At 71.5% G+C, this 20756-nt stretch carries 19 protein-coding genes and 2 tRNA genes; 11 read left to right on the top strand and 10 right to left on the bottom strand.

Features of this window, described 5'->3' with window-relative positions; translation table 11 throughout:
• Nucleotides 1-283: 283 nt before the first annotated feature.
• Both ACP4IX_RS00910 and ACP4IX_RS00905 read right to left on the bottom strand, forming a co-directional pair.
• Nucleotides 284-1015, bottom strand: a complete 732-nt coding sequence (locus ACP4IX_RS00910; RefSeq protein ID WP_426554445.1) for a maleate cis-trans isomerase family protein — start codon at nt 1013-1015, stop codon at nt 284-286.
• Complete coding sequence (locus tag ACP4IX_RS00905; protein ID WP_426516872.1) at nt 1012-1881, bottom strand: maleate cis-trans isomerase family protein; 870 nt, start codon at nt 1879-1881, stop codon at nt 1012-1014. The genes ACP4IX_RS00910 and ACP4IX_RS00905 overlap by 4 nt, the downstream gene beginning before the upstream one ends.
• A 187-nt stretch (nt 1882-2068) precedes the next feature.
• Here ACP4IX_RS00905 and ACP4IX_RS00900 point away from each other — a divergent pair, with 187 nt between their 5' ends.
• Nucleotides 2069-3022, top strand: a complete 954-nt coding sequence (locus ACP4IX_RS00900; protein ID WP_426516870.1) for a D-2-hydroxyacid dehydrogenase — start codon at nt 2069-2071, stop codon at nt 3020-3022.
• 28 nt (nt 3023-3050) lie between these two features.
• Nucleotides 3051-4445, top strand: coding sequence for an amidase (locus ACP4IX_RS00895; protein ID WP_426554444.1), 1395 nt, complete (start codon nt 3051-3053; stop codon nt 4443-4445).
• Nucleotides 4446-4600: 155 nt separating this feature from the next.
• Here the strand turns inward: ACP4IX_RS00895 and ACP4IX_RS00890 are convergent, their stop codons facing one another.
• Nucleotides 4601-5095 carry a DUF3830 family protein gene (locus ACP4IX_RS00890; protein WP_426516866.1) on the bottom strand — a complete coding sequence of 165 codons (495 nt, stop codon included), beginning with the start codon at nt 5093-5095 and terminating at the stop codon, nt 4601-4603.
• A gap of 107 nt (nt 5096-5202) precedes the next feature.
• Between ACP4IX_RS00890 and ehuB the strand changes: the two genes are divergently transcribed.
• From ehuB to ACP4IX_RS00860, 6 genes are all read left to right on the top strand, one after another.
• On the top strand, nt 5203-6132 hold the full coding sequence (ehuB, locus tag ACP4IX_RS00885) for an ectoine/hydroxyectoine ABC transporter substrate-binding protein EhuB (protein WP_426516864.1): 930 nt from the start codon (nt 5203-5205) through the stop codon (nt 6130-6132).
• Entirely contained in the window at nt 6129-6836 is a 708-nt protein-coding gene (gene ehuC / locus ACP4IX_RS00880) for an ectoine/hydroxyectoine ABC transporter permease subunit EhuC (RefSeq protein ID WP_426516862.1), read from the top strand. The genes ehuB and ehuC overlap by 4 nt, the downstream gene beginning before the upstream one ends.
• Nucleotides 6833-7483 (top strand): ectoine/hydroxyectoine ABC transporter permease subunit EhuD, encoded by a 651-nt coding sequence (gene ehuD / locus ACP4IX_RS00875; protein ID WP_426516860.1) that lies wholly within the window; start codon nt 6833-6835, stop codon nt 7481-7483. Before ehuC ends, ehuD begins: the two co-directional genes overlap by 4 nt.
• Nucleotides 7473-8258 (top strand): ectoine/hydroxyectoine ABC transporter ATP-binding protein EhuA, encoded by a 786-nt coding sequence (gene ehuA, locus ACP4IX_RS00870; RefSeq protein WP_426516858.1) that lies wholly within the window; start codon nt 7473-7475, stop codon nt 8256-8258. The genes ehuD and ehuA overlap by 11 nt, the downstream gene beginning before the upstream one ends.
• A 241-nt stretch (nt 8259-8499) precedes the next feature.
• Nucleotides 8500-9258, top strand: a complete 759-nt coding sequence (locus ACP4IX_RS00865; protein WP_426516856.1) for an IclR family transcriptional regulator — start codon at nt 8500-8502, stop codon at nt 9256-9258.
• Nucleotides 9259-9406: 148 nt separating this feature from the next.
• Nucleotides 9407-9480 (top strand) — tRNA-Lys (locus tag ACP4IX_RS00860).
• A gap of 90 nt (nt 9481-9570) precedes the next feature.
• Here ACP4IX_RS00860 and ACP4IX_RS00855 read toward each other — a convergent pair.
• The 3 genes from ACP4IX_RS00855 to ACP4IX_RS00845 all read right to left on the bottom strand — a co-directional run bounded on the left by ACP4IX_RS00855 (nt 9571) and on the right by ACP4IX_RS00845 (nt 12601).
• Complete coding sequence (locus ACP4IX_RS00855; protein ID WP_426516854.1) at nt 9571-10176, bottom strand: lytic polysaccharide monooxygenase auxiliary activity family 9 protein; 606 nt, start codon at nt 10174-10176, stop codon at nt 9571-9573.
• A gap of 113 nt (nt 10177-10289) precedes the next feature.
• Nucleotides 10290-11447: an SPFH domain-containing protein gene (locus tag ACP4IX_RS00850; RefSeq protein WP_426516852.1), complete on the bottom strand. Its 1158-nt coding sequence runs from the start codon at nt 11445-11447 to the stop codon at nt 10290-10292.
• An 80-nt stretch (nt 11448-11527) separates the two neighbouring features.
• Nucleotides 11528-12601: a peptidoglycan-binding protein gene (locus ACP4IX_RS00845; protein ID WP_426554443.1), complete on the bottom strand. Its 1074-nt coding sequence runs from the start codon at nt 12599-12601 to the stop codon at nt 11528-11530.
• Between the two features lie 206 nt (nt 12602-12807).
• Between ACP4IX_RS00845 and ACP4IX_RS00840 the strand changes: the two genes are divergently transcribed.
• From ACP4IX_RS00840 to ACP4IX_RS00830, 3 genes are all read left to right on the top strand, one after another.
• A tRNA-Lys gene (locus ACP4IX_RS00840) sits at nt 12808-12881 on the top strand.
• A gap of 289 nt (nt 12882-13170) precedes the next feature.
• Nucleotides 13171-15162 carry a glycosyltransferase family 2 protein gene (locus ACP4IX_RS00835; protein WP_426516848.1) on the top strand — a complete coding sequence of 664 codons (1992 nt, stop codon included), beginning with the start codon at nt 13171-13173 and terminating at the stop codon, nt 15160-15162.
• Entirely contained in the window at nt 15159-17096 is a 1938-nt protein-coding gene (locus ACP4IX_RS00830) for a galactose oxidase-like domain-containing protein (protein WP_426516846.1), read from the top strand. Before ACP4IX_RS00835 ends, ACP4IX_RS00830 begins: the two co-directional genes overlap by 4 nt.
• A 114-nt stretch (nt 17097-17210) precedes the next feature.
• Here the strand turns inward: ACP4IX_RS00830 and ACP4IX_RS00825 are convergent, their stop codons facing one another.
• The 4 genes from ACP4IX_RS00825 to ACP4IX_RS00810 form a co-directional block, all read right to left on the bottom strand.
• Complete coding sequence (locus ACP4IX_RS00825) at nt 17211-18248, bottom strand: glycoside hydrolase family 6 protein (protein ID WP_426554442.1); 1038 nt, start codon at nt 18246-18248, stop codon at nt 17211-17213.
• 187 nt (nt 18249-18435) lie between these two features.
• Complete coding sequence (locus ACP4IX_RS00820; protein WP_426554441.1) at nt 18436-19167, bottom strand: class F sortase; 732 nt, start codon at nt 19165-19167, stop codon at nt 18436-18438.
• 6 nt (nt 19168-19173) lie between these two features.
• On the bottom strand, nt 19174-19743 hold the full coding sequence (locus ACP4IX_RS00815) for a hypothetical protein (protein ID WP_426554440.1): 570 nt from the start codon (nt 19741-19743) through the stop codon (nt 19174-19176).
• A gap of 190 nt (nt 19744-19933) precedes the next feature.
• Nucleotides 19934-20713: an HAD-IIA family hydrolase gene (locus ACP4IX_RS00810; protein WP_426516838.1), complete on the bottom strand. Its 780-nt coding sequence runs from the start codon at nt 20711-20713 to the stop codon at nt 19934-19936.
• Nucleotides 20714-20756 lie beyond the last annotated feature (43 nt).

The following is a 20756-nucleotide window of genomic DNA, read 5'->3' as shown; positions in this document are numbered from 1 at the left end:
GGTGGTCCAAGGAAAGACGCCCCACTTCCCGTGGGGAAATGCAGGTGCAAGGCCTGCCCAGCGCTCGACGAGAACCCCGGCCCCGCTCCAGCGGGACCGGGGTTCTTTCCTGTGGTCCGGGCCACGCCGTCTGCCCGCCGGTGACGGCGGGCCGGCCGCCCGCACGGCTCGCACCGCGGTCCCGACGCCCCGGCCGACGCGATCCGCTTCCCGACCGTGGTCCGCTTCCCGACCGGGATCCACGTCCCGACCGGCATCCGCGCTCCCGACCGGGAACCGCGCCTCAGGCCTGCACCACCGGCTCCCGGGTGAACAGCGCGCCCAGCTCCGGTGCGTTGACCCGGCGGTCGGCCAGGCGCAGGCCCTCCCAGACGGTGACCTGGTTCGCGGTGAGGACCGGCTTGCCCAGTTCCTTCTCCAGGGCCGGGATGTGGGCCGCCGTGTGCAGGGCCGTGTCCGGGAGGAGGACGGCCTCCGCGTCCGGGCGGTCGGCGGCGCGGGCCAGGGCCAGCACCTGCGACGCGGTCCAGGTGCCGACCTCCGCCGCCGTGACGATGCCGGAGCTGACGACGCCGGCCGCCCCGAGGCCGGCGGCGGCGAGGAAGTCCGCGAAGAGCCGCGCCACGTCGTCCGGGTAGGTCGCGCCGATCGCGACCCGCCGCGCCCCGATCTCCTTCGCCGCGCGCACGAAGGCGAAGGAGGTGGAGGAGGCCGGGAGGCCCGCCGCCCGGGCGAGGGCGCGCACCTGCTCCTGCGCGCCCTCCCAGCCGTGCACGAAGCTTCCGCTGGTGCAGGCCCACACCACGGCGTCGGCGCCGGCCAGGCGCAGCTCCTCGATGCCCGCAGCGAGCCGCCGCGGTGAGCCCATCTCGCGCAGCGCGTCCACCCGGTGCGCGTCCTCGCCGATGTCCGTGTGCACCAGGTCCACCCGGATGTCGCTGCCCAGGAGCTGCTCGATGCGTGGATAGTCGTCCTCGCCGGAGTGGCCCGGGTACAGGAATCCCAGTGCTGTCATGTCCACCCTTCCTGCTGCTGTTCCGTGTCCGGGGCGTCACCGACGCCCGGCAGGTCCGCCACCGCGGGACCGACCGGGCCCGCCACCGCGGGACCGACGGGCCCCGGCACCGCGGGGCCGATGCGCGCGGCCGGATCGGTCAGCGCCTGGTACGGCCCCACGGCAGGGGTACCCAGTCGGCGCAGCGCTGCCCACATCGTCACTTGGTTGGCCGAGATCACCGGGATCCGCAGCTCGGCCTCCAGCTGCGGGATGACGTCGTAGGTGGGGAGATTGGTGCAGGAGATGAACAGGGCGTCCGCCGTCCCCGGGCGCGGTACCGCCCGGCGTGCCATGTCGGCCACGTCGCGGTACGGCACCTGCCAGATGTGCCGGGTCAGCCCCATGAAGGCGCAGCCGGTGACGGTCACGCCGGCCTCGGCGACGTACGCCTCCAGCGCTCGGGTCACGGACACGGTGTACGGCGTCACCAGCGCGACCCGGCGTGCGCCCAGCTCGGCCAGCGCGTCCAGCAGCGCGCCGGAGGTGGTCACGGACGGGACCGCGCCCGCCCAGGTGATCGCCTCGCACATGGCGCGTTCGCCGGCGACGCCGCCGACGAAGCTGCCCGAGGTGCAGGCGTAGGCGACGACCTCGGGCGTGACGGCGTTGAGGGTGCGCACCGCCTCGCCGAGCGTCTCGTGCTCGCTGACCAGCCGGGCGAGGTCCAGACTGACCTCGACGGGCACGAACGGGGTCCGCGTCATGTGCAGTGACACGTCGTCGGGCACCCACCGCCACAGCTCGCGGTCGAGCGCGAAGTCGAACGGGGCGACCACGCCGACCCCGCGTTGCGGAGCTGGTCCGCCGAGAAAGGAGATGTCCATGGCACGCACCGGCCTCACACTGAGAAAGGAGAGGGCAACGCACCGTTACGCACGGCCGTGTTGACGAAGGTAGGTTCCGGTGCGAGCGTGGTCAATCCGCCCGCGTCACCTCCAGGTCAACAGCCGGTCGAGATCCCCGTCCACCACCGAACGCCCTCGCTCACACCGACCGGAGACAGGCCTGCCGATGACCACGCCCACGCCCACGCTCCTCGTCCTGGACGCCGAACCCCTCCCCCGCCTGGGCCGGCTGACCGGCCGGGCCCGGATCGAGCACGCCGACGGGACGACCCTCGCCGAGCGGCTGCCGCACGCCGACGTCCTGCTCGTGTGGGACTTCACCTCGCACGCCGTACGCGAGGCGTGGCCCGGCGGCGGCCCCCGGCCGCGCTGGGTGCACACGGCGAGCGCCGGTGTGGACCATCTGATGTGCCCGGAGCTGGCCGGGTCGGACACGGTGGTGACCAACGCGCGCGGTGTCTTCGACCAGCCGATCGCCGAGTACGTCGCCGCGCTCGTCCTGGCGATGGCCAAGGACCTGCCCACGACGCTGCGGTTGCAGGGCGAGCGGACCTGGCGGCACCGCGAGTCGCTGCGGGTGGCCGGAACCCGCGCCTGCGTGGTGGGTTCCGGGCCGATCGGGCGGGCGATCGCGGGGACGCTCAAGGCGCTCGGCATCACGACCGCGCTGGTCGGCCGGACCCCCCGTACCGGTGTCCACGGGCCCGGTGACCTGGACCGGCTGCTGGCCCGGGCCGACTGGGTGGTCGCGGCGGCGCCCCTCACCGACGACACGCGCGGCATGTTCGACGCCCGGCGGTTCGGGGTGATGCAGCCCTCCGCCCGGTTCGTGAACGTGGGGCGGGGTCAGCTGGTCGTCGAGGACGCTCTCGCCGAGGCGCTGACCGGGCGCTGGATCGCGGGCGCCGCCCTGGACGTGTTCAGCCACGAGCCCCTCGCGCCCGACAGCCCGCTGTGGCGGGTCCCGGATCTGATCATCTCGCCGCACATGAGCGGGGACACGGTCGGCTGGCGGGACGAACTGGGGGCCCAGTTCGTGGAGTTGTTCGAGAGCTGGGCGGCGGGCGAACCGCTGGCCAACGTGGTCGACAAGAAGCGCGGATACGTGCCCGGACACTGACGTCCCCAGAAACGCGGGAGGGTGCTGCATGACCGACCTCACCGAGCTGACCGCGGTACAGCTCGTCGACGGTTACCGCAAGGGTGCTTTCAGCCCCGTGGAGGTGACCCGGGCGGCCCTGGAGCGGGCCGAGCGGATCCAGCCGGAGCTGAACGCGTTCGTCCGGCTGACCGGCGAGGAGGCACTTGACCAGGCACGGCGGGCCGAGGAGCGGTGGCGGCGCGGGGAGCCGTGCGGGCGGCTGGACGGGGTGCCGGTCACGGTGAAGGACATCCTGCTGACGCGGGGCCACCCGACGCTGCGCGGTTCCCGGGCCGTCTCGCCGGACGGGCCCTGGGACGAGGACGCGCCGTCCGTCGCCCGGCTGCGGGAGCACGGCGCGGTGTTCGTCGGCAAGACGACGACGCCCGAGTTCGGCTGGAAGGGCGTGACCGACTCGCCGCTGTCCGGCGTCACCCGCAACCCGCACGACCCCAGCCGCACGGCGGGCGGTTCCAGCGGGGGCGCGGCGGCGGCCGTCGCCCGCGGGGCGGGGCCGCTGGCGCTGGGCACGGACGGCGGCGGCAGCGTGCGCATCCCGGCGTCGTTCTGCGGGATCTTCGGCCTGAAACCGACGTACGGCAGGGTCCCGCTCTACCCGGCGAGCGCGTTCGGCACGCTCGCGCACGTCGGCCCGATGACGCGGGACGCGGCGGACGCGGCGCTGATGCTGGACGTCATCGGCGCCCCGGACGCCCGGGACTGGTCGGCGCTGGGGCCGGCACCCGGGTCGTACACCGAGGCGCTGTCCGGCGGGGTGCGGGGGCTGCGGGTGGCGTACTCGCCCTCGCTCGGCGGGCAGGTGGCGGTGCGGCCGGCGGTGGCGACGGCGGTCCGGCGGGCGGTGGAGCGGCTGGCGGAGCTCGGCGCGTACGTGAGCGAGGCCGACCCGGACTTCGCGGACCCGGTGGACGCCTTCCACGCGCTGTGGTTCAGCGGGGCGGCACGCGTGGTGCAGCGTCTGCGGCCGGGTCAGCGGGAGTTGCTCGACCCGGGGCTGCGGGAGATCGTCGGCGCGGGGGCGCGGTACTCGGCACTGGAGTACCTGGCCGCGGTGGACGTGCGGATGGAGCTGGGCCGGCGGATGGGCCGCTTCCACGAGGCGTACGACCTGCTGGTCACGCCGACGCTGCCGATCACGGCGTTCGAGGCGGGCGCCGAGGTGCCGAAGGGCTCGGGGCACCGGCGGTGGACCGGGTGGACGCCCTTCACCTATCCGTTCAACATGACCCAGCAGCCGGCGGCGACCGTACCGGTCGGGGCCGACGGGGACGGACTGCCCGTCGGCCTTCACCTGGTGGCGGCCCGCCACCGGGACGACCTGGTCCTGCGCGCGGCACACGCCCTGTACGAGGCGGGCGCGGTGCCCGCCCGGGATGCGTAGGTCCCGCACGAGAGGACCGCCGCGGGTGTGGCGGACGCGGCGGGCCCGCCCGGCGGACCGTGCCGCGCGCGGGGGCGCGGCACCTGACGAGGTGCCGTGCACCCGCCCCGGGCCGGTCCGCCGGAGGTCCGGCCTACGCCCGCCGGAGGTCCGGCCTACGCCCGCCGGAAGCTGAGCGTCTCCCCCGCCGCTCCCGTGCGCCACAGGTCGTTGCAGGCCTCGGCCATCTCGCCCAGCCCCTCGACGACCTGCCCCCAGACGGTGCCGGGGACCCAGCCGACGTCGCCGTTGAGCAGCAGGTTGTTGCGTTCGTAGAACAGGGCCAGGTCGACGAGGGTGGTGCCGGCGCGGACCTCGCGGTCGTAGCCGTACGCCTTGGTGCCCAACTCGGCACCCGCGAAGGCGAAATAGCACAGGTCGCCCGGAATGGGCGTCACCGTCGGGTTCTCCAGCGGTGGTTCGGATGCCGCGAAGGGCGGGAAGAGGGCGTAGATCTCGTTTCGCGCGTATTTGGCGTGATACACGTCGCCGCCGAGGGGGAGCGCGTCCCAGACCGCCGCGCAGGTGACCGGTGCCCGGTCCTCCAGGAGTCGGGCCGTGCACGTGATTTCGCGCCTGACCAGCGAGACTTCGATGTAGCGATCAGCCATGCCCTCCATGGCAGTGCCCGGCGCCGCCCGGGTCAAGGGTGCCGTGCCGTCGTACCGGACCGAAAAAGATCGGCATAACCTGACCGGCTTCGGGTAGCTGCGCGCCCATGGCTCCACCACACAGAACCCCTCCATGGGGTATATCCGACCAAAGGTCCAGGACAGCCGGGCCCACCCGCCGGTCGCTGCTCGCGGGGGTCGCGGCGCTCGGCGCGCTGGGGGCGGCCGGCTGCTCGCGGGTGGCCACCGGGTCCGGCGTGGAAGGCGGCGATCTCCTCGACCGGCTCCGGGCCCAGGGCGTGGCCCGGCTCGGCATCGCGGGGGAGATCCCCTTCGGGTACATCAACAAGGACGGTGAGCTGACCGGCGAGGCCCCGGAGCTGGCGAAGGTCATCTTCAAGCGGCTCGGAGTGGACCGGGTGCAGCCGGTGCCGACGGAGTTCGGCTCCCTCATCCCGGGGCTGGCGTCCCAGCAGTTCGACGTGGTGGCGGCCGGGATGTACATCAACCCCGACCGCTGCCAGCAGGTCATCTTCTCCGACCCGGACTACCAGATGCTCGACGCGTACATCGTGCGCAAGGGCAATCCGCTCGGGCTGCACAACTACAAGGACGTCTTCCGGAAGAAGGCCAAGTTCGCGACCGGCACCGGCTACGCCGAGATCGCCTACGCGGTGGAGCACGGGATCAAGGAGGACGACATCCTGATCGTCCCCGACCAGGTGGCCGGACTCAACGCCGTCGAGTCCGGGCGCGTGGACGTCTTCGCGGGGACGGCGCTGACCGTCCGCGAGGTGGTGAAGAAGTCCGGCAAGGCCGAGGCGACCGAGCCCTTCTCGCCGGTCATCGACGGCAAGCCGAAGGTCGACGGCGGTGGTTTCGCCTTCCGGCCGACCGAGACGAACCTGCGGGACGCCTTCAACGTCGAGCTGCAGAAGCTCAAGAAGAGCGGTGAGCTGCTCCGCATCCTCAAGCCCTTCGGTTTCACCGAGAACGAGATGACCGATCTGACCGCGAAGGAGCTCTGCGGCGGATGACCCCGGGACTGTGGGAACTCGTACTCCAGGGCGTCTGGGTCACGGTCCAGCTGCTCGTCTTCAGCTCACTGCTCGCGGCGGCCGTCTCCTTCGTGGTCGGTGTCGCCCGCACCCACCGGCTGTGGATCGTCCGCTTCCTGGCGGGCGTCTACACCGAGGTGTTCCGCGGGACCTCGGCACTGGTGATGATCTTCTGGGTGTTCTTCGTGCTGCCCCCGGCCTTCGGCTGGCAGCTGGTGCCCATGTGGGCGGGCACGCTGGCGCTGGGCCTGACCTACGGGGCGTACGGCTCCGAGATCGTGCGCGGCGCGCTCGGCGCGGTCGACCCGGCGCAGAAGGAGGGCGGCATCGCCCTCAGCTTCACGCCCTGGCAGCGGATGCGGCTGATCATGCTGCCGCAGGCGGTGCCGGAGATGATCCCGCCGTTCTCCAACCTGCTGATCGAGCTGCTCAAGGGCACCGCGCTGGTGTCGATCATGGGTATGGGCGATCTGGCGTTCAGCGGCAACCTGGTGCGCCTCGCGCTGCAGGAGAGCGCGGAGATCTACACGTACATCCTGCTGATCTACTTCGTGATCGCGTTCCTGCTCACCCGGGTGATGCGCGGTCTGGAGAAGAAGCTGAAGGCGGGCGTCGGGAAGACGGCACCGAAGCGCGAGGCCGCCGCTCCTGAGCCGGCCGCCGGGATCGGGGGTGTCCGATGAACTGGGACTGGAGCGCGGTCTCCGACTTCATGCCGCACTTCTGGGACGGACTGCTGGTCACCCTGCAGATCCTGGTCCTGGGATCGCTGGTCTCCTTCGTCCTCGGACTGGTGTGGGCGCTGCTGATGCGGGTGCCCTCCCGCTGGGTGACCTGGCCCGTCGGCGTGGTCACCGAGTTCGTCCGGAACACCCCGCTGCTGGTGCAGCTGTTCTTCCTCTTCTACGTGCTGCCCGAGTGGGGAGTGACCGCCTCCGCGCTCACCACCGGTGTGCTCGCCATCGGCCTGCACTACTCGACGTACACGATGCAGGTCTACCGGGCCGGCATCGAGGCGGTGCCGGTCGGCCAGTGGGAGGCCGCGACGGCGCTGAACCTGCCGCTGAAGCGGACGTGGACGGCCGTGATCCTGCCGCAGGCGATCCGCCGTGTGATCCCCGCCCTCGGCAACTACGTGATCTCCATGCTGAAGGACACGCCGCTGCTGATGGCGATCACGGTGCTGGAGATGCTCGGCGAGGCACGGCTGTTCTCGCAGCAGAACTTCCAGTTCACCGAACCCCTGACGGTGATCGGCGTGGCCTTCATCGTCATCTCCTACCTGGCCTCCCTTGCCCTGCGAGCCCTGGAGCGACGCCTTGCCCACTGACACTCTCCCCCATCCCGAGAAGAGCCCCGAGCGCGGCTCCGGCGAGCTGATACGCCTGGAGCAGGTCACCAAGCGGTTCGGTGAGAACACCGTCCTGGACCACCTCGACTTCTCCGTCGACGCCGGCAAGCACGTCACCCTGATCGGCCCGTCCGGGTCGGGCAAGACGACGATCCTGCGGCTGCTGATGACGCTGCTCAAGCCCGACGAGGGCACGATCACCGTGGACGGGCAGAAGCTGTTCCCGGCGACCGAGAAGGAGCGGCGCGAGGTCCGCAAGCAGATCGGGATGGTGTTCCAGCAGTTCAACCTGTTCCCGAACATGAGCGTCCTGCGCAACATCACCGAGGCGCCGGTCACCGTGCTCGGCATGTCCAGGGACGAGGCGGTGGAGCGGGCCAAGGGCCTGCTCGACATGGTGGGCCTGGCCGACAAGTGCGACGCCCGGCCGGCCCAGCTCTCCGGCGGGCAGCAGCAGCGCGTGGCGATCGCCCGGGCGCTGGCGATGCGGCCGAAGGTGCTGCTCCTCGACGAGGTGACCTCCGCGCTCGACCCGGAGCTGGTCGCGGGCGTCCTCGACCTGCTGCGGGACATCGCCCGCAGCACGGACATCACCATGCTCTGCGTGACCCACGAGATGAACTTCGCCCGGGACATCTCGGACCAGGTCCTGATGTTCGACTCGGGGCGGGTCATCGAGACCGGTCCGCCGGAGAAGATCTTCACCGAGCCGGAACACGACCGGACCCGGGAGTTCCTCGGCGCGGTGCTCTGACCCCGCGCGCCCCTCTCCCCGTGCGGCGTCGCCGCCCCAACGCCCGAGGTCGGCGCGTTGGGGCAGGCCGCTGGCATATGCCAGCGGATCAGCGCCGCAGTTGAGGGCCCTGGAATCTCGCCAACATCCCCTCCCGTCCGGCCCGTTGGCCGCTATCGTGAAGGGGATCCGCTGTCCGGATCGGGGGCACAGGCAGGGACAGGGACAGGGGCCTACCAGCCAAGCGCAGGGGGAGACCACCGTGGCGCTGCAGTACAAGCCGACCGCGCCGCACCACTCGGCCCAGAACGCCCTGCGCGTCCTGGAGACAGTGGCGCGGCAGACCACCGGAATCACCGACACCGACGTCGCCCGGCAGACCGGCCTCGACCGGGAGCGCCTGACCACGCTCCTGGGCATGCTGTGCCGCGAGGGCTACGTCGAGCAGACCGCCGACGGCGTGTACACCGCCGGCGAGACCCTGGCCCGCCTGAGTTCGGCCCACGGCCGCGAGGAGGCGCTGCGCGACAAGCTCCAGCACACCCTGGACCGGCTGCGCGACTCGGTGGGCGCCGCCGTCTACATCAGCCGGTACGTCGACGGCGAGGTCAGCGTCACCCAGTACGCCGACAGCCCGGCCACGCCCAAGGTCAACGAGTGGGTGGACTTCCGCGTCTCGGCGCACGCCACCGCGGTCGGCAAGAGCCTGCTGACCCAGCTGGACCACGCGGGCCGACGCGACCACCTCGCCCGGCACCGGATGGCCCGCCTCACCTCGCGCACCATCACCAGCGACAAGCTGCTGCTGTCCCGGCTGGAGTCCCAGCCGCCCACCGTGCCGGTCCTCGACCTCCAGGAGTACGCGGTGGGCACGGTCTGCGCGGCCGTCCCCATCACGGCCGGTTCCGCCGTGGGCTGCCTGGCCCTGTCCCTCCCGGTCGCGCACGCCCACCGGCTGCGCCGGGCCGCGGACGAGCTGAACCGGAACGCGGCACCGGTGCTGCTGTCACTGGCGCTCTAGCGGCCGCCGTGACCGGGCCGCCCCGTCGGGGCCGGCCCGCCCTCCGACGACGACCACCGCCGGCTCCCGGCGGTGGTCAGAAGCACCCCTGAGGACCGGGTAGTATTTTCGTCGTCGCCGGCCGCGGGAAGCGGACGGCGGGAGTCATGCGCCGCTAGCTCAGTTGGTTAGAGCAGCTGACTCTTAATCAGCGGGTCCGGGGTTCGAGTCCCTGGCGGCGCACAGAAGGAGGGCCCCTCGCCCAGGCGAGGGGCCCTCCGCTTGTTCCGGAAGGTCACGTCCGCTCGTTCCGGAAGGCCACGTCCGCTCGTCTCAGAAGGTCACGTCCGAGCACGCGTAGAACGCGTTGGCCGTGTCGGCGACCGTCCACACCGCGACGATGACGTGGCGCCCGCTCAGCCCGGACGGCAGCGTCCCGCTGTGGGAGAGCGTGGCCGGCGGCTGCTTGCCGCCGTAGGGCACCGTGAAGAACGGCGTGAGGTTGAGGTCGGACCGGGACAGGTTGTGGTTCTGGTTCCAGCCCGGCTTGGTGACGTAGTACCTGAAGTCGGTCGTGGCGTGCCGGGCGGTGAACTGCCAGCGGAAGGTGTAGCTCTGCCCGCCGTTCACCCTGGTGGTCGGCCACGCCTGGCCGTTCGGCGTCCTCGGGCTGTCGAGCTGGGCGAACCGGGTGTTGTTCGCGGAACATATCCGCCCGTCGGCCGGCCCGCCCGCCGGGAAGCCCTTGGGGCCCTCGACGCTGTGCGGCTCCCACCGGATGTCGCCGCAGCCGCTGACGGTGCCGTTCTGGCAGACCTTCTGCCGGCTGACCGGCAGGTCGGTGTATCCGTGGCCGCTGGCGCCGCCGGACGAGAGCACGAGGGCTCCGGTGGTCGCCATGGCCACCGCGGCGGCGTACAACGTGGTCCTTGTGCGCATACTGCTGCTCCTGTGACGTGGGGGAGGTTCAGTGAGCCGTGCAGGTCTAGACCAAGTCCCAGATTATTGCCGCGGATTGAACATGTCCATACCAATAGCTGAACTCGAATCGTTCAGGGCCCCGCATCCCCCCGCCCCGCGCAGAACGCCACCGTCAGGTCCTTCACCAGGACCTTGCGCTCGTAGTCGTCGAGTTCCACCAGCCCGCGCATGGTCAGCCGGGTCACCGTGTCCTCCACCGAGTCCACGACCGACGTGAGCACGCTCACCCGCTGGGCCGCGTCCAGCGCGGCGATCCGGCGCTGGTGCATCGCGGCGGCGACCTCGGGGTCGTACTCCACCCGGACCGGCCGCACCGAGAACACCTCCAGGCCGACCGGCGCCGTGTCCGCCGCCACCAGCCGGGTCAGCGTCTCCCCGGCCACGTCCGCAGAGCTGCGGACCGTGCCCAGCGGCTCCACCGGGACCCGGGCCAGCGCCGCCTCCACGCACTCGCGCAGGTAGGCCTCGTGGTCCTCGACACCCAGCGTGGCCTTCACGGTGTCCCGCACCCGCCACACCACCAGCGTCACCGCCCGGAGCGCCACCCCGTTGCCGTCGGCCGCGGGCATCGGCTCGCTCCGCCAGTGCCGCAGCCGCACGTCGACCCGGCGGCGCAGCAGCAGCGGGTTGACCCACATCAGACCGGTGCGCCGGACGGTCCCCCGGTAGCGGCCGAAGAGGCCGAGCACCCAGGCCCGGCCGGTCCGGCCCCGGGCCAGCCCGCCGAACCCGAACAGCCCCAGCGCCCCGGCGGCCGCGTACGCCGCCCACTGCGCGGGCCCGAGCCCGGACCCCGTGTGCGCCCCCAGCCCCAGCGCCTCGGCCGCGAGGGGCGGTACGGCCCCGGCCCACCAGGAGGTGACCGCGCAGCCCGCCACTCCGCAGGCGCCGGCGACCACGCCCGCCGCGCCGGGCAGCACCCGGGCCGGACGCTCCGCCAGCTCCGGGTCGACGCCCGGCACCGGGCGGGCGCGCGCGGCGACGGGGCGCCGCCCGCGGGGCGGCTCCCCCGCCCCCGCCCGCCCGCCAGTGACCGCGGACCGCGACGGTGCCGGCGCCGCTGCCGGTGCCGGATCGGGGTCGTCGCGGAACAGCAGGTGGACGGGGATCTCGGTGGTGGCCTCGTTGTGGATGAGCCGGACGGACCGGTGGCCGGCCCCCGCCGCCCCTTCGGGCTCGGGAGCGGCCGGCGGCCTGGTCTCCGGGTTCGTGGGAGAGGTCGTACTCATGCGTGCTCCAGCCTCCGCGCCAGATGCGTCACGAACGGGGGGAAACGGGGGGAAACGGGGGGCACCGCGGGAGCGGACGGTCAGGAGAAGAGCCGCCGCCAGGTCTCGGGGCCCGGGTAGCCGTCCGCCGCGCCGCCGCGCCAGCCCTGGGCACGCTGGAAGGCCTCGACACCACGCCGGTCCGCCTCGCCCCAGCGCGGACCCGGTCCGCTCGTGTAGTACGTGCCGAAGCCCCGCTCCACCAGCCGCCTGCCGAGCCGGGTGACGTACGGGTTGTCGGCGCCCGGCCGGAACATCGCCCGGCCGGGGTATCCGGCCACTCCGTGCGAGGCGGGGGCCGTGGCGGCCGGTGAGGCGGGGGCCGTGGCGGCAGGCGCCCCGCCCGCCGCCACGGCGGTGCCCGCCGTGCCGCCGGTGAGGCCCTTGTAGCGGTAGGGCAGGTACGTGGCGGAGTTGCTCCAGTAGGCGTAGGGCGTGGACTGCTTGCGGGTGTGCGGCGGGGTCTGCTCGTAGGCCGTGTAGGTGGTGTGCGCGTCGTCCGTCCAGCCGCCGAAGACCACCACGTGGGAGCCGTTCTGGGGGTCGGCCGCGTTGTGGAACAGCAGGATGTCGCCGGGCAGCAGGTCCGCCTTCGTGATGCGGTCGGCGAACGTGCCGAGGCTGCCCGTCCATTCGTTCGTGGGCAGCTTCCAGGCCATCGACACATAACCCGAACAGTCCTGCCGGTAGCCGTCGGACCAGTAGGCGGACGTGCTGTACGGCACCTTCGCGGTGACCCAGGTCTGCGCCCGGGCGATGATCTCCGTACGGGTGATCGCGGCCAGTTCCGCACCGGCCGGGGGCGCCGCCGGACGGCCGGGCGGCCCGTACAGCGGGGCCCTGACCCCCTGGGGGGTGTCAGGCTCGTCACCTGCCGAAACGCCCGGCCGGTGGGGTGCGTGGGCGGCGGCCGGGGCTGCCGCCGCCTGGCCGGCGCCAAGAGCCGAAGCCGCGGTGGCGGCGGTGGCGGCGGCCACGATCAGCGCGCGGCGGGCCGCCGGGTGGGCGGGGGCGCGGCCGTCCGGGGAATGCGGCAGGACGCGGCGCCAGTGGCGGCAGCCGGGGCAGTCGCAGTCGCTCGCGGGCTCGATCTCCTCGAATACGGGAGCATCCATGCGATTCCCCTCACACTCCCGGCGAACATGTCCGCAGTGGTGCACTTGTGTACATGCCGGTCAGTTTCTCAACTGTCTTGTTCACGCGCATGTTGACGGTCCGAATGATGTACACGGCCGCGGGGCGCCACCCCGGGGGCTCGCGGGGCGCCCGGGAGCGGTCCGGAGCACCTGCCGGCGTCCGGTAGAGTTGTGCAGGTCAGCAGGCGCCGCTAGCTCAGTTGGTTAGAGCAGCTGACTCTTAATCAGCGGGTCCGGGGTTCGAGTCCCTGGCGGCGCACCGACGACCGAAGGCCCCTCGTAGCACACGAGGGGCCTTCGGTGTATCCGGCCCCGTGCATCTTGCGATCATGACAACAGCGTAGAACCCTGGTCCGGTTGGGGGGCCGGGTGCCGTGGGGATGCCGAGGGGGGCATCATGCAACCGGGGGTCGCTGTTCCATGTCTATATAAGGTGTGGATGCCGTGGTGACAGCAACCCACCACAGTTACGTCCGTGAAGGTCGAGGGGGACCGGAGCGGGCGATGGAAGCGACGAAACACGCGTGATGCGTGTGGGGGGATGACTCATGACGTCGACGCCGACGGGCGCCGGGCAGGACCACGACCCGTCCCAGACCACGCAGCTCCGGGTGCCCGCGCATCGGACCTGGAACACCGGCTCGTTCCGCCGGATCAAGAAGACTCTGCCGAGGTACGACTACGAGCACTACAGCCGGCTCGCGGGCCCCCTCACCCAGCCCGACCCGCACAAGCCGTACAAGGTGCAGTACCGGTCGCTGATCTCGCAGGAGCCGCACCGCATCCGGGTCGCGCTGATGCTGGCCGCCGCCCCGCTGCTGTCCGTGGTGCTGCTGGTCTGGCTGCTGCAGCCCACGCACTGGACCGAGCGCGACTACCCGGCGTTCGACTGGCTTCCCACGCTCGACATCGTGATGCTCGTCTCGATCGGCCTGATCGAGCTGTTCCGCTGCCTGAACGTGCTGTCGAACGCGCACGCCACCCTGGTCGCCCGGGACCCGATCCCGGTGGTGCCGGAGACCGGCACCCGGGTCGCCTTCCTCACCTCCTTCGTGCCCGGCAAGGAGCCGCTGGAGATGGTGACGAAGACCCTGGAGGCGGCCGTGAAGATCCGCCACCGCGGTCTGATGCACGTCTGGCTCCTCGACGAGGGCGACGACCCCGAGGTGAAGGCGGTCTGCGAGCGCCTCGGCGTCCACCACTTCTCCCGCAAGGGCGTCGCGAAGTGGAACATGCCCAAGGGCCCGCACCGCGCCAAGACCAAGCACGGCAACTACAACGCCTGGCTCGACGCGCACGGCGACGACTACGACTTCTTCGCCTCGGTCGACACCGACCACGTGCCGCTGCCCAACTACCTGGAGCGGATGCTCGGCTTCTTCCGCGACCCGGACGTCGGCTTCGTCATCGGCCCGCAGGTCTACGGCAACTACGACAACCCGATCACCAAGGCCGCCGAGTCGCAGCAGTTCCTCTTCCACGCGCTGATCCAGCGCGCCGGCAACCGCTACGGCTCCCCCATGTTCGTGGGCACCTCGAACGCGGTGCGCATCAAGGCGCTGAAGCAGATCGGCGGCCTGTACGACTCGATCACCGAGGACATGGCGACCGGCTTCGAGATCCACCGCCACAAGAACCCGGTCACGGGCCGCAAGTGGCGCTCGGTCTACACCCCGGACGTGCTCGCCGTCGGTGAGGGCCCGAACGCCTGGACGGACTTCTTCACCCAGCAGATGCGCTGGTCGCGAGGGACGTACGAGACGATCCTCAAGCAGTACTGGAAGGGCTGGTACTCGCTCCCGCCGAGCAAGCTCTTCAACTACACGATGATGATCATCTTCTACCCGATGTCGGCCCTGAACTGGATCCTGGCGGCGCTGAGCTGCTGCCTGTTCCTGGGTCTGGGTGCCTCGGGCGTCAACATCGACCCGGCCGTCTGGCTGATGCTCTACGGCAACGCCTCCGCGCTCCAGATCGGCCTGTACGTCTGGAACCGCCGCCACAACGTCTCGCCGCACGAGCCGGAGGGCTCCGGCGGTGTGGCCGGCATGGTGATGTCCGCGCTGTCGGCGCCGCTCTACGCGAAGGCGCTCATCGACTCCGTGCTGCGCCGCAAGAGCAAGTTCGTGGTGACGCCCAAGGGCGACTCGGCCAGCCCCGACACGTGGTTCGGGACCTTCCGGTACCACTGGTACTTCATCGTGATCTTCGCCGGCTCGATCACCGCGGGCTACGTCTACGGGCACGCGCACCCCGCGATGATCATCTGGGCGACGTTCGCGCTGCTGATCACCGCGTCGCCGATGTTCGCCTGGCGCCACGAACTGCGGAAGGCGAAGAAGCAACCGCCGGCCGCGGCGGCGGAGCCCGAGCCGCGGGTCCCGTCGCAGCAGTCGGCACCCGCGGACGCGCCGCAGGCCCACGCGCCGCATGCGCCGCACGCGCCGCAGCAGAAGCCCAGCTGGGCTGCCTCCGCCGACGGAGGCAGCGACCAGACCATGCAGATCGCCCTTGGTGGACTTGGGGGACGTAAGGAATGAAGGACCGTGCCGGCCGCCGCCGGGCCCGTCGCTTCGCGATAGGCACGGCGGTGGTAGTCGCGCTGGCCGGGATGAACGGGCCGTGGCTCTACCGCTTCGGAACCGAGAAATACCACCAGTACAAGATCAATCAGCCGGAGTACAAGGCCGCCAACGGCAAGTGGGAGATCATCGAGTTTCCCGAGGAGTACCGGCAGAACACCATCCACGCGGCGCTGCTGCGCACCGGCAAGGTGCTGCTCGTCGCCGGGTCGGGCAACAACCAGGACAACTTCGACGCGAAGCAGTACGACACCCGGATCTGGGACCCGGTCAAGGGCAGCATCAAGAAGGTGCCGACGCCGACCGACCTGTTCTGCACCGGCCACACCCAGCTCGCCAACGGCAACCTGCTGATCGCGGGCGGCACCAAGCGGTACGAGAAGCTCAAGGGCGACGTCACCAAGGCCGGCGGCCTGATGATCGTCCACAACGAGAACCCGGACAAGCCGATCACCCTGCCTGCGGGCACCAAGTTCACCGGCAAGGAGAACGGCAAGACGTTCGTCTCCAAGGACCCGGTGCTGGTGCCGCGGGCCAAGAAGGTCTTCGACCCGGAGACCGGCAGGTTCCTGCGCAACGACCCGGGGTTCGGCCGGATCTACGTCGAGGCGGAGAAGAGCGGCGCCAAGTACGAGACGGGCACGCAGGACAACTACACCATCGCGGGCCTGTCGGGTGACGACGCGCGCAACACGTACGGCATCGCGGAGAAGCTCGCGCTCGACAAGAAGGACTTCCAGGGCATCCGGGACGCCTTCGAGTTCGACCCGATCGCCGAGAAGTACATCAAGGTCGACCCGATGAAGGAGGCCCGCTGGTACCCGACGCTCACCACCCTGAGCGACGGCAGGATCCTCAGCGTCTCCGGCCTCGACGAGATCGGCCAGATCGTGCCGGGCAAGAACGAGGTCTACGACCCGGAGACCAAGACGTGGGAGTACACCGGCAAGGTCCGCCAGTTCCCGACGTACCCGGCGCTGTTCCTGATGCAGAACGGCAAGATCTTCTACTCGGGTGCGAACGCCGGCTACGGCCCCGCCGACGTGGGCCGCGACCCGGGCGTGTGGGACCTGGACACCTACGAGTTCACCAAGGTCCCCGGCATGAGCGACCCCGACATGCTGGAGACCGCCAACACGGTGCTGCTGCCGCCGGCGCAGGACGAGAAGTACATGGTGATCGGCGGCGGCGGGGTCGGCGAGTCCAAGAAGTCCAGCGAGAAGACCCGGATCGTCGACCTGAAGGCGGACGACCCGAAGTTCGTGGACGGGCCGTCGATGGACAAGGGCACCCGCTACCCGCAGGCCTCGGTCCTGCCGGACGACAGCGTGCTGGTCTCGGGCGGCTCGGAGGACTACCGGGGCCGCGGCGACTCCAACATCCTGGAGGCCCGGCTGTACCACCCGGACACCAACGAGTTCGAGCAGGTCGCCGACCCGCTGGTGGGCCGCAACTACCACTCGGGTTCGATCCTGCTGCCCGACGGACGCCTGATGTTCTTCGGGTCCGACTCGCTCTACGCCGACAAGGCCAACACCAAGCCGGGCAAGTTCGAGCAGCGCATCGAGATCTACACGCCGCCGTACCTGTACCGGGACTCGCGGCCGGACCTGTCGGGCGGGCCGCAGACCATCGAGCGCGGTGAGTCGGGCACGTTCACCTCGCGGGCGGCGAAGTCGGTCAAGAAGGTGCGGCTGATCCGGCCGAGTGCGTCGACGCACGTCACGGACGTCGACCAGCGGTCGATCGCGCTGGACTTCAAGGCGGACGGGGACAAGCTGACGGTGACGGTGCCGGAGAACAAGAACCTCGTCCAGTCGGGGTGGTACATGATGTTCGTCACCGACGGGGAAGGAACGCCTTCCAAGGCGCAGTGGGTGCGCGTGCCGTAGCGCCGCGCGGGCCGGCCGTCGTCCCGTCCGCTGCTCAGCCGTGGCCGGCCGCGCGCACGCGGCGCCGCCGCACAGGCCGGAGCCCCGCGCCCCTCGGGCGCGGGGCTCCCGCCGTCACTCGGAGGCCTCGGCCAGCTTCTGGGCGTACTCCTGCCACCACTCGCCCGCCTTCGGTCCGCCCTTGCACTCGCCGTCCGACTCCCCCGGGCGCTTGACCCACAGGTAGGCGTCCACGAGGGGGTCGGCCGTCTTCGTCGTCGGGGTCTCACCGAGGGCGCGGCCGGGCGGGTTGCACCAGCGTTCGCCCGGGTCGCCCTCCGTGTAGGGGCCGTTGCCGTTGCGGCTGGTGTCGATGACGAAGTGCTTGCCGCCGACCTTGGCGGAGAGCTGCTTGCCGTAGGCGATGGAGTCCTCGGTGGTGTAGAAGTTCGAGACGTTGACCGAGAAGCCGTCGGCCTGGTCGATGCCCGCCCACTTCAGCGGCTCGAAGATCTGGTCGGGACTGCCCCAGCCGGCGTTGCCCGCGTCCAGGTAGACCTTGGTGTTCGGCAGCGCGGAGAGCTTGGCGATGGCGCCCTTGAGGAGGTCGTAGCGCTCCTCGTGGAACTGATCCGGGGTGCAGCCGTCCACCAGGTGGAGCACCGCGTCCGGTTCCAGGATGACCGTGGCGGAGCGGTCGCCGATGCCCTTGGCCACGCCGTCGATGAAGGCGCGGTAGGCGTTGCCGTCGGCGGCGCCGCCGCCCGAGTACTGGCCGCAGTCGCGGTGCGGGATGTTGTAGAGGACGAGCAGCGCGGTGCGCCCGGCCGCGTCGGCGGCCTCGGTGAAACCGCGGGCCTGCTCCTCGGGGTCCTCCGGGCTGATCCACTCGCCGGTCGGCTGCTGGGCGATCTTGCGGATCTGCTCGGCCTGCTCCTTCTTGTCGGACTTCTCCAGGGCCGCCAGCTGCCGGGCCGCGTTGCCGTCGGGGTTGACCCAGAAGGGGTCGGCGTCCTTCGGCTGCTGCGTTATCCCGGCGCCCGCGCCCTTGTCCTTCTTCTCGTCCTCGCCGCCCGAGGACGAGGAGCAGCCCGCGAGCAGCAGTGCCGCCCCCAGCACCACTGCGGACGCTCGCCTCGTGGACAAGGTTCCGGCCCCCCTGCTGCCGTACATCCAACCCCCCTGGGTGCACTGTTCCGAGAGTCAATCCTGACATACGCCTGTGGCACCCACGAGGGTCCCGGGCACCGGCCCGGGGGTTGCGGAGGTTTCCGAGGTCCCGGAGGGCTTGGAGGTCCCGGAGGGCTTGGAGGATCCGGAGGTCCCGGAGGTCCGGGGAGGCCCCGGACACCTCCGGGAGTCATTGAGGTCCGGTGCCCGTGAGGTACGCCGAGACGACGACGTTGGCCGTGTAGCTGCCGGTGGCGCGGTCGAAGGTGCCGCCGCAGGTGATCAGGCGGAGTTCGGCGCGTCCCGTGCGGTGCGCGCCGTAGGCCTGCTGTGCGTCGAAGCCGTCGCGGGGGAGGACCTGGACGTCGTCGACGGTGAACTCGGCGACCCCGGCGGCACCTGCGCGGACCACCCGGATCGTCTCGCCGGGTTCCAGGGTGCTGACCTCGTGGAAGACGGCGGGCCGGGTCTCGGTGTCGACGTGTCCCACCATCAGCGCGGTGCCGGCCGCGCCCGGCGTCACGCCGGCCGCGTACCAGCCGACGGAGCCGGGCCGGTCGAAGGGCGGTGGTTCGATCGCGCCCTCGGCGTCGAGGCCGCGGGCCACGACCGGGGCCCGGACACCGAGTGCGGGGATGTCGAGCCGCTGCGGCGGGGCGTCGCCGAGGGGCGCGTGGGCGGGCGGCAGCGGGACGTCGGGGGGCCGGCCGGCCGCCGCCATGTCGCCGGTGGCCGGCCGGGACACCTCCTCGCGCACGTCGGTGGCCTCGCGGCCCCACAGCCACAGCCCGAGGAGCAGCACCACCCAGGCGATGCCGGTCACCAGGCGGCCGGAGCCGGTGGCGTCCTGATGGTCCTGCCAGGTCCGCTGGTCCTGCTGGTCCTGCTGGTCCTGCTGGTCCTGCTGGTCCGGTTCGGGCATGGTCGGTCAGTCCGTCCCGCGGCTCCGGCTGCGGACACCGCGCAGCGCGACGGCGACGGCGGCGATTCCCGCGAGGACCAGGCCGGTCACGGTGTGCGCCGTGCCGGGGGGATCGGGGCGGGCCTCGTCGCGGGCGTCGGCGGCCAGGCGCGCGGTGCCGCCGCCGCCCGCGTCGACGGGCGCGACGGGCGAGGCGGGGGCGGCCTGGCGCGGCTGTCCGACGACGGTGACGGTGCCCTCGCGCGCCTCGTGCGCGTCGTTGCCGCACTCGACGCGCACGCTGTACGCGCCCGCCGCCGTGGTGGAGCGGATGCTGCTCGCCCCGACGAGGACGCCGTCCTGCGCGGACGGGGTGAGCGGTGCGTCCGAGACGAACGCCGCCGACACGGCGACGGCCGTCTCCTCGGCGCAGCCCGCCACGCGGAGCTTGACGTCGCTGCCGGGCGCGGGTGTGGACGGTGACACCGAGACGCCTCCCCCGCCCGTCGCGTACGCGGTCGTCGCGAGGGGTGCGATCGGTGCGAGCACCGCGGTCAGGGCGGCCACGGCACGGAGAGTGGCTTTCAGTGAGCCCATCGTGCACCTCCAGTCACCTGGAGACTCCCCCGCGGGACGGGCCCCCGCATCCTGCACGGGGGCCCGGTTGCTCCGAACGGGTTGTACCGAGGGGCTGCGGGTTTACCTGGGTCGTCCGTTCACATGGATCCACGCGAGTTCACGAGTTCACGAGTTCACGAGTTCAGGTGTTCAGGTGTTCACGCGGGTTTCAGACCCGTTCGACGAGGTCCGCGATCGAGTCGACCACCTTGGACGGGCGGTACGGGAAGTTCTCGACCTGCTCGGGCCGGGTCAGGCCGGTCAGCACCAGGAAGGTCTGCATCCCGGCCTCCATGCCGGCCAGCACGTCGGTGTCCATGCGGTCGCCGATCATCGCGCTGGTCTCGGAGTGGGCGCCGATCGCGTTGAGCCCGGTGCGCATCATCAGCGGGTTGGGCTTGCCGGCGAAGTACGGCTGCTTGCCGGTCGCCTTGGTGATCAGCGCGGCCACCGCGCCGGTCGCCGGGAGCGGGCCCTCGGTGGAGGGGCCGGTCTCGTCGGGGTTGGTGCAGATGAACCGGGCGCCGGCGTTGATCAGCCGTACCGCCTTCGTCATGGCCTCGAAGGAGTACGTACGGGTCTCACCGAGGACCACGTAGTCGGGGTCGTGGTCGGTGAGGATGTAGCCGATGTCGTGCAGGGCGGTGGTCAGGCCCGCCTCGCCGATGACGTACGCCGAGCCGCCGGGCCGCTGGTCGTCCAGGAACTTGGCGGTGGCCAGCGCCGAGGTCCAGATGGACTCGATCGGCACCTCCAGCCCCATGCGGCGCAGCCGGGCGTGCAGGTCGCGCGGGGTGTAGATCGAGTTGTTGGTGAGGACCAGGAAGGGCTTGCCGGACTCGCGGAGCCTCTTGATGAAGGCGTCGGCGCCGGGGATCGGCACGCCCTCGTGGATGAGGACACCGTCCATGTCGGTGAGCCACGACTCGATGGGCCTGCGTTCTGCCATGTGCGGGATCTCCTGCCTGAGCGGTCCTGCGTGCGCCCCAGCC

It is taken from the genome of Streptomyces sp. WG5 (assembly GCF_049974565.1).
Lineage (GTDB): Bacteria > Actinomycetota > Actinomycetes > Streptomycetales > Streptomycetaceae > Streptomyces.
The sequence above is the reverse complement of the archived record's forward strand: the minus strand, read 5'-3'. Positions and strand labels throughout refer to the sequence as shown.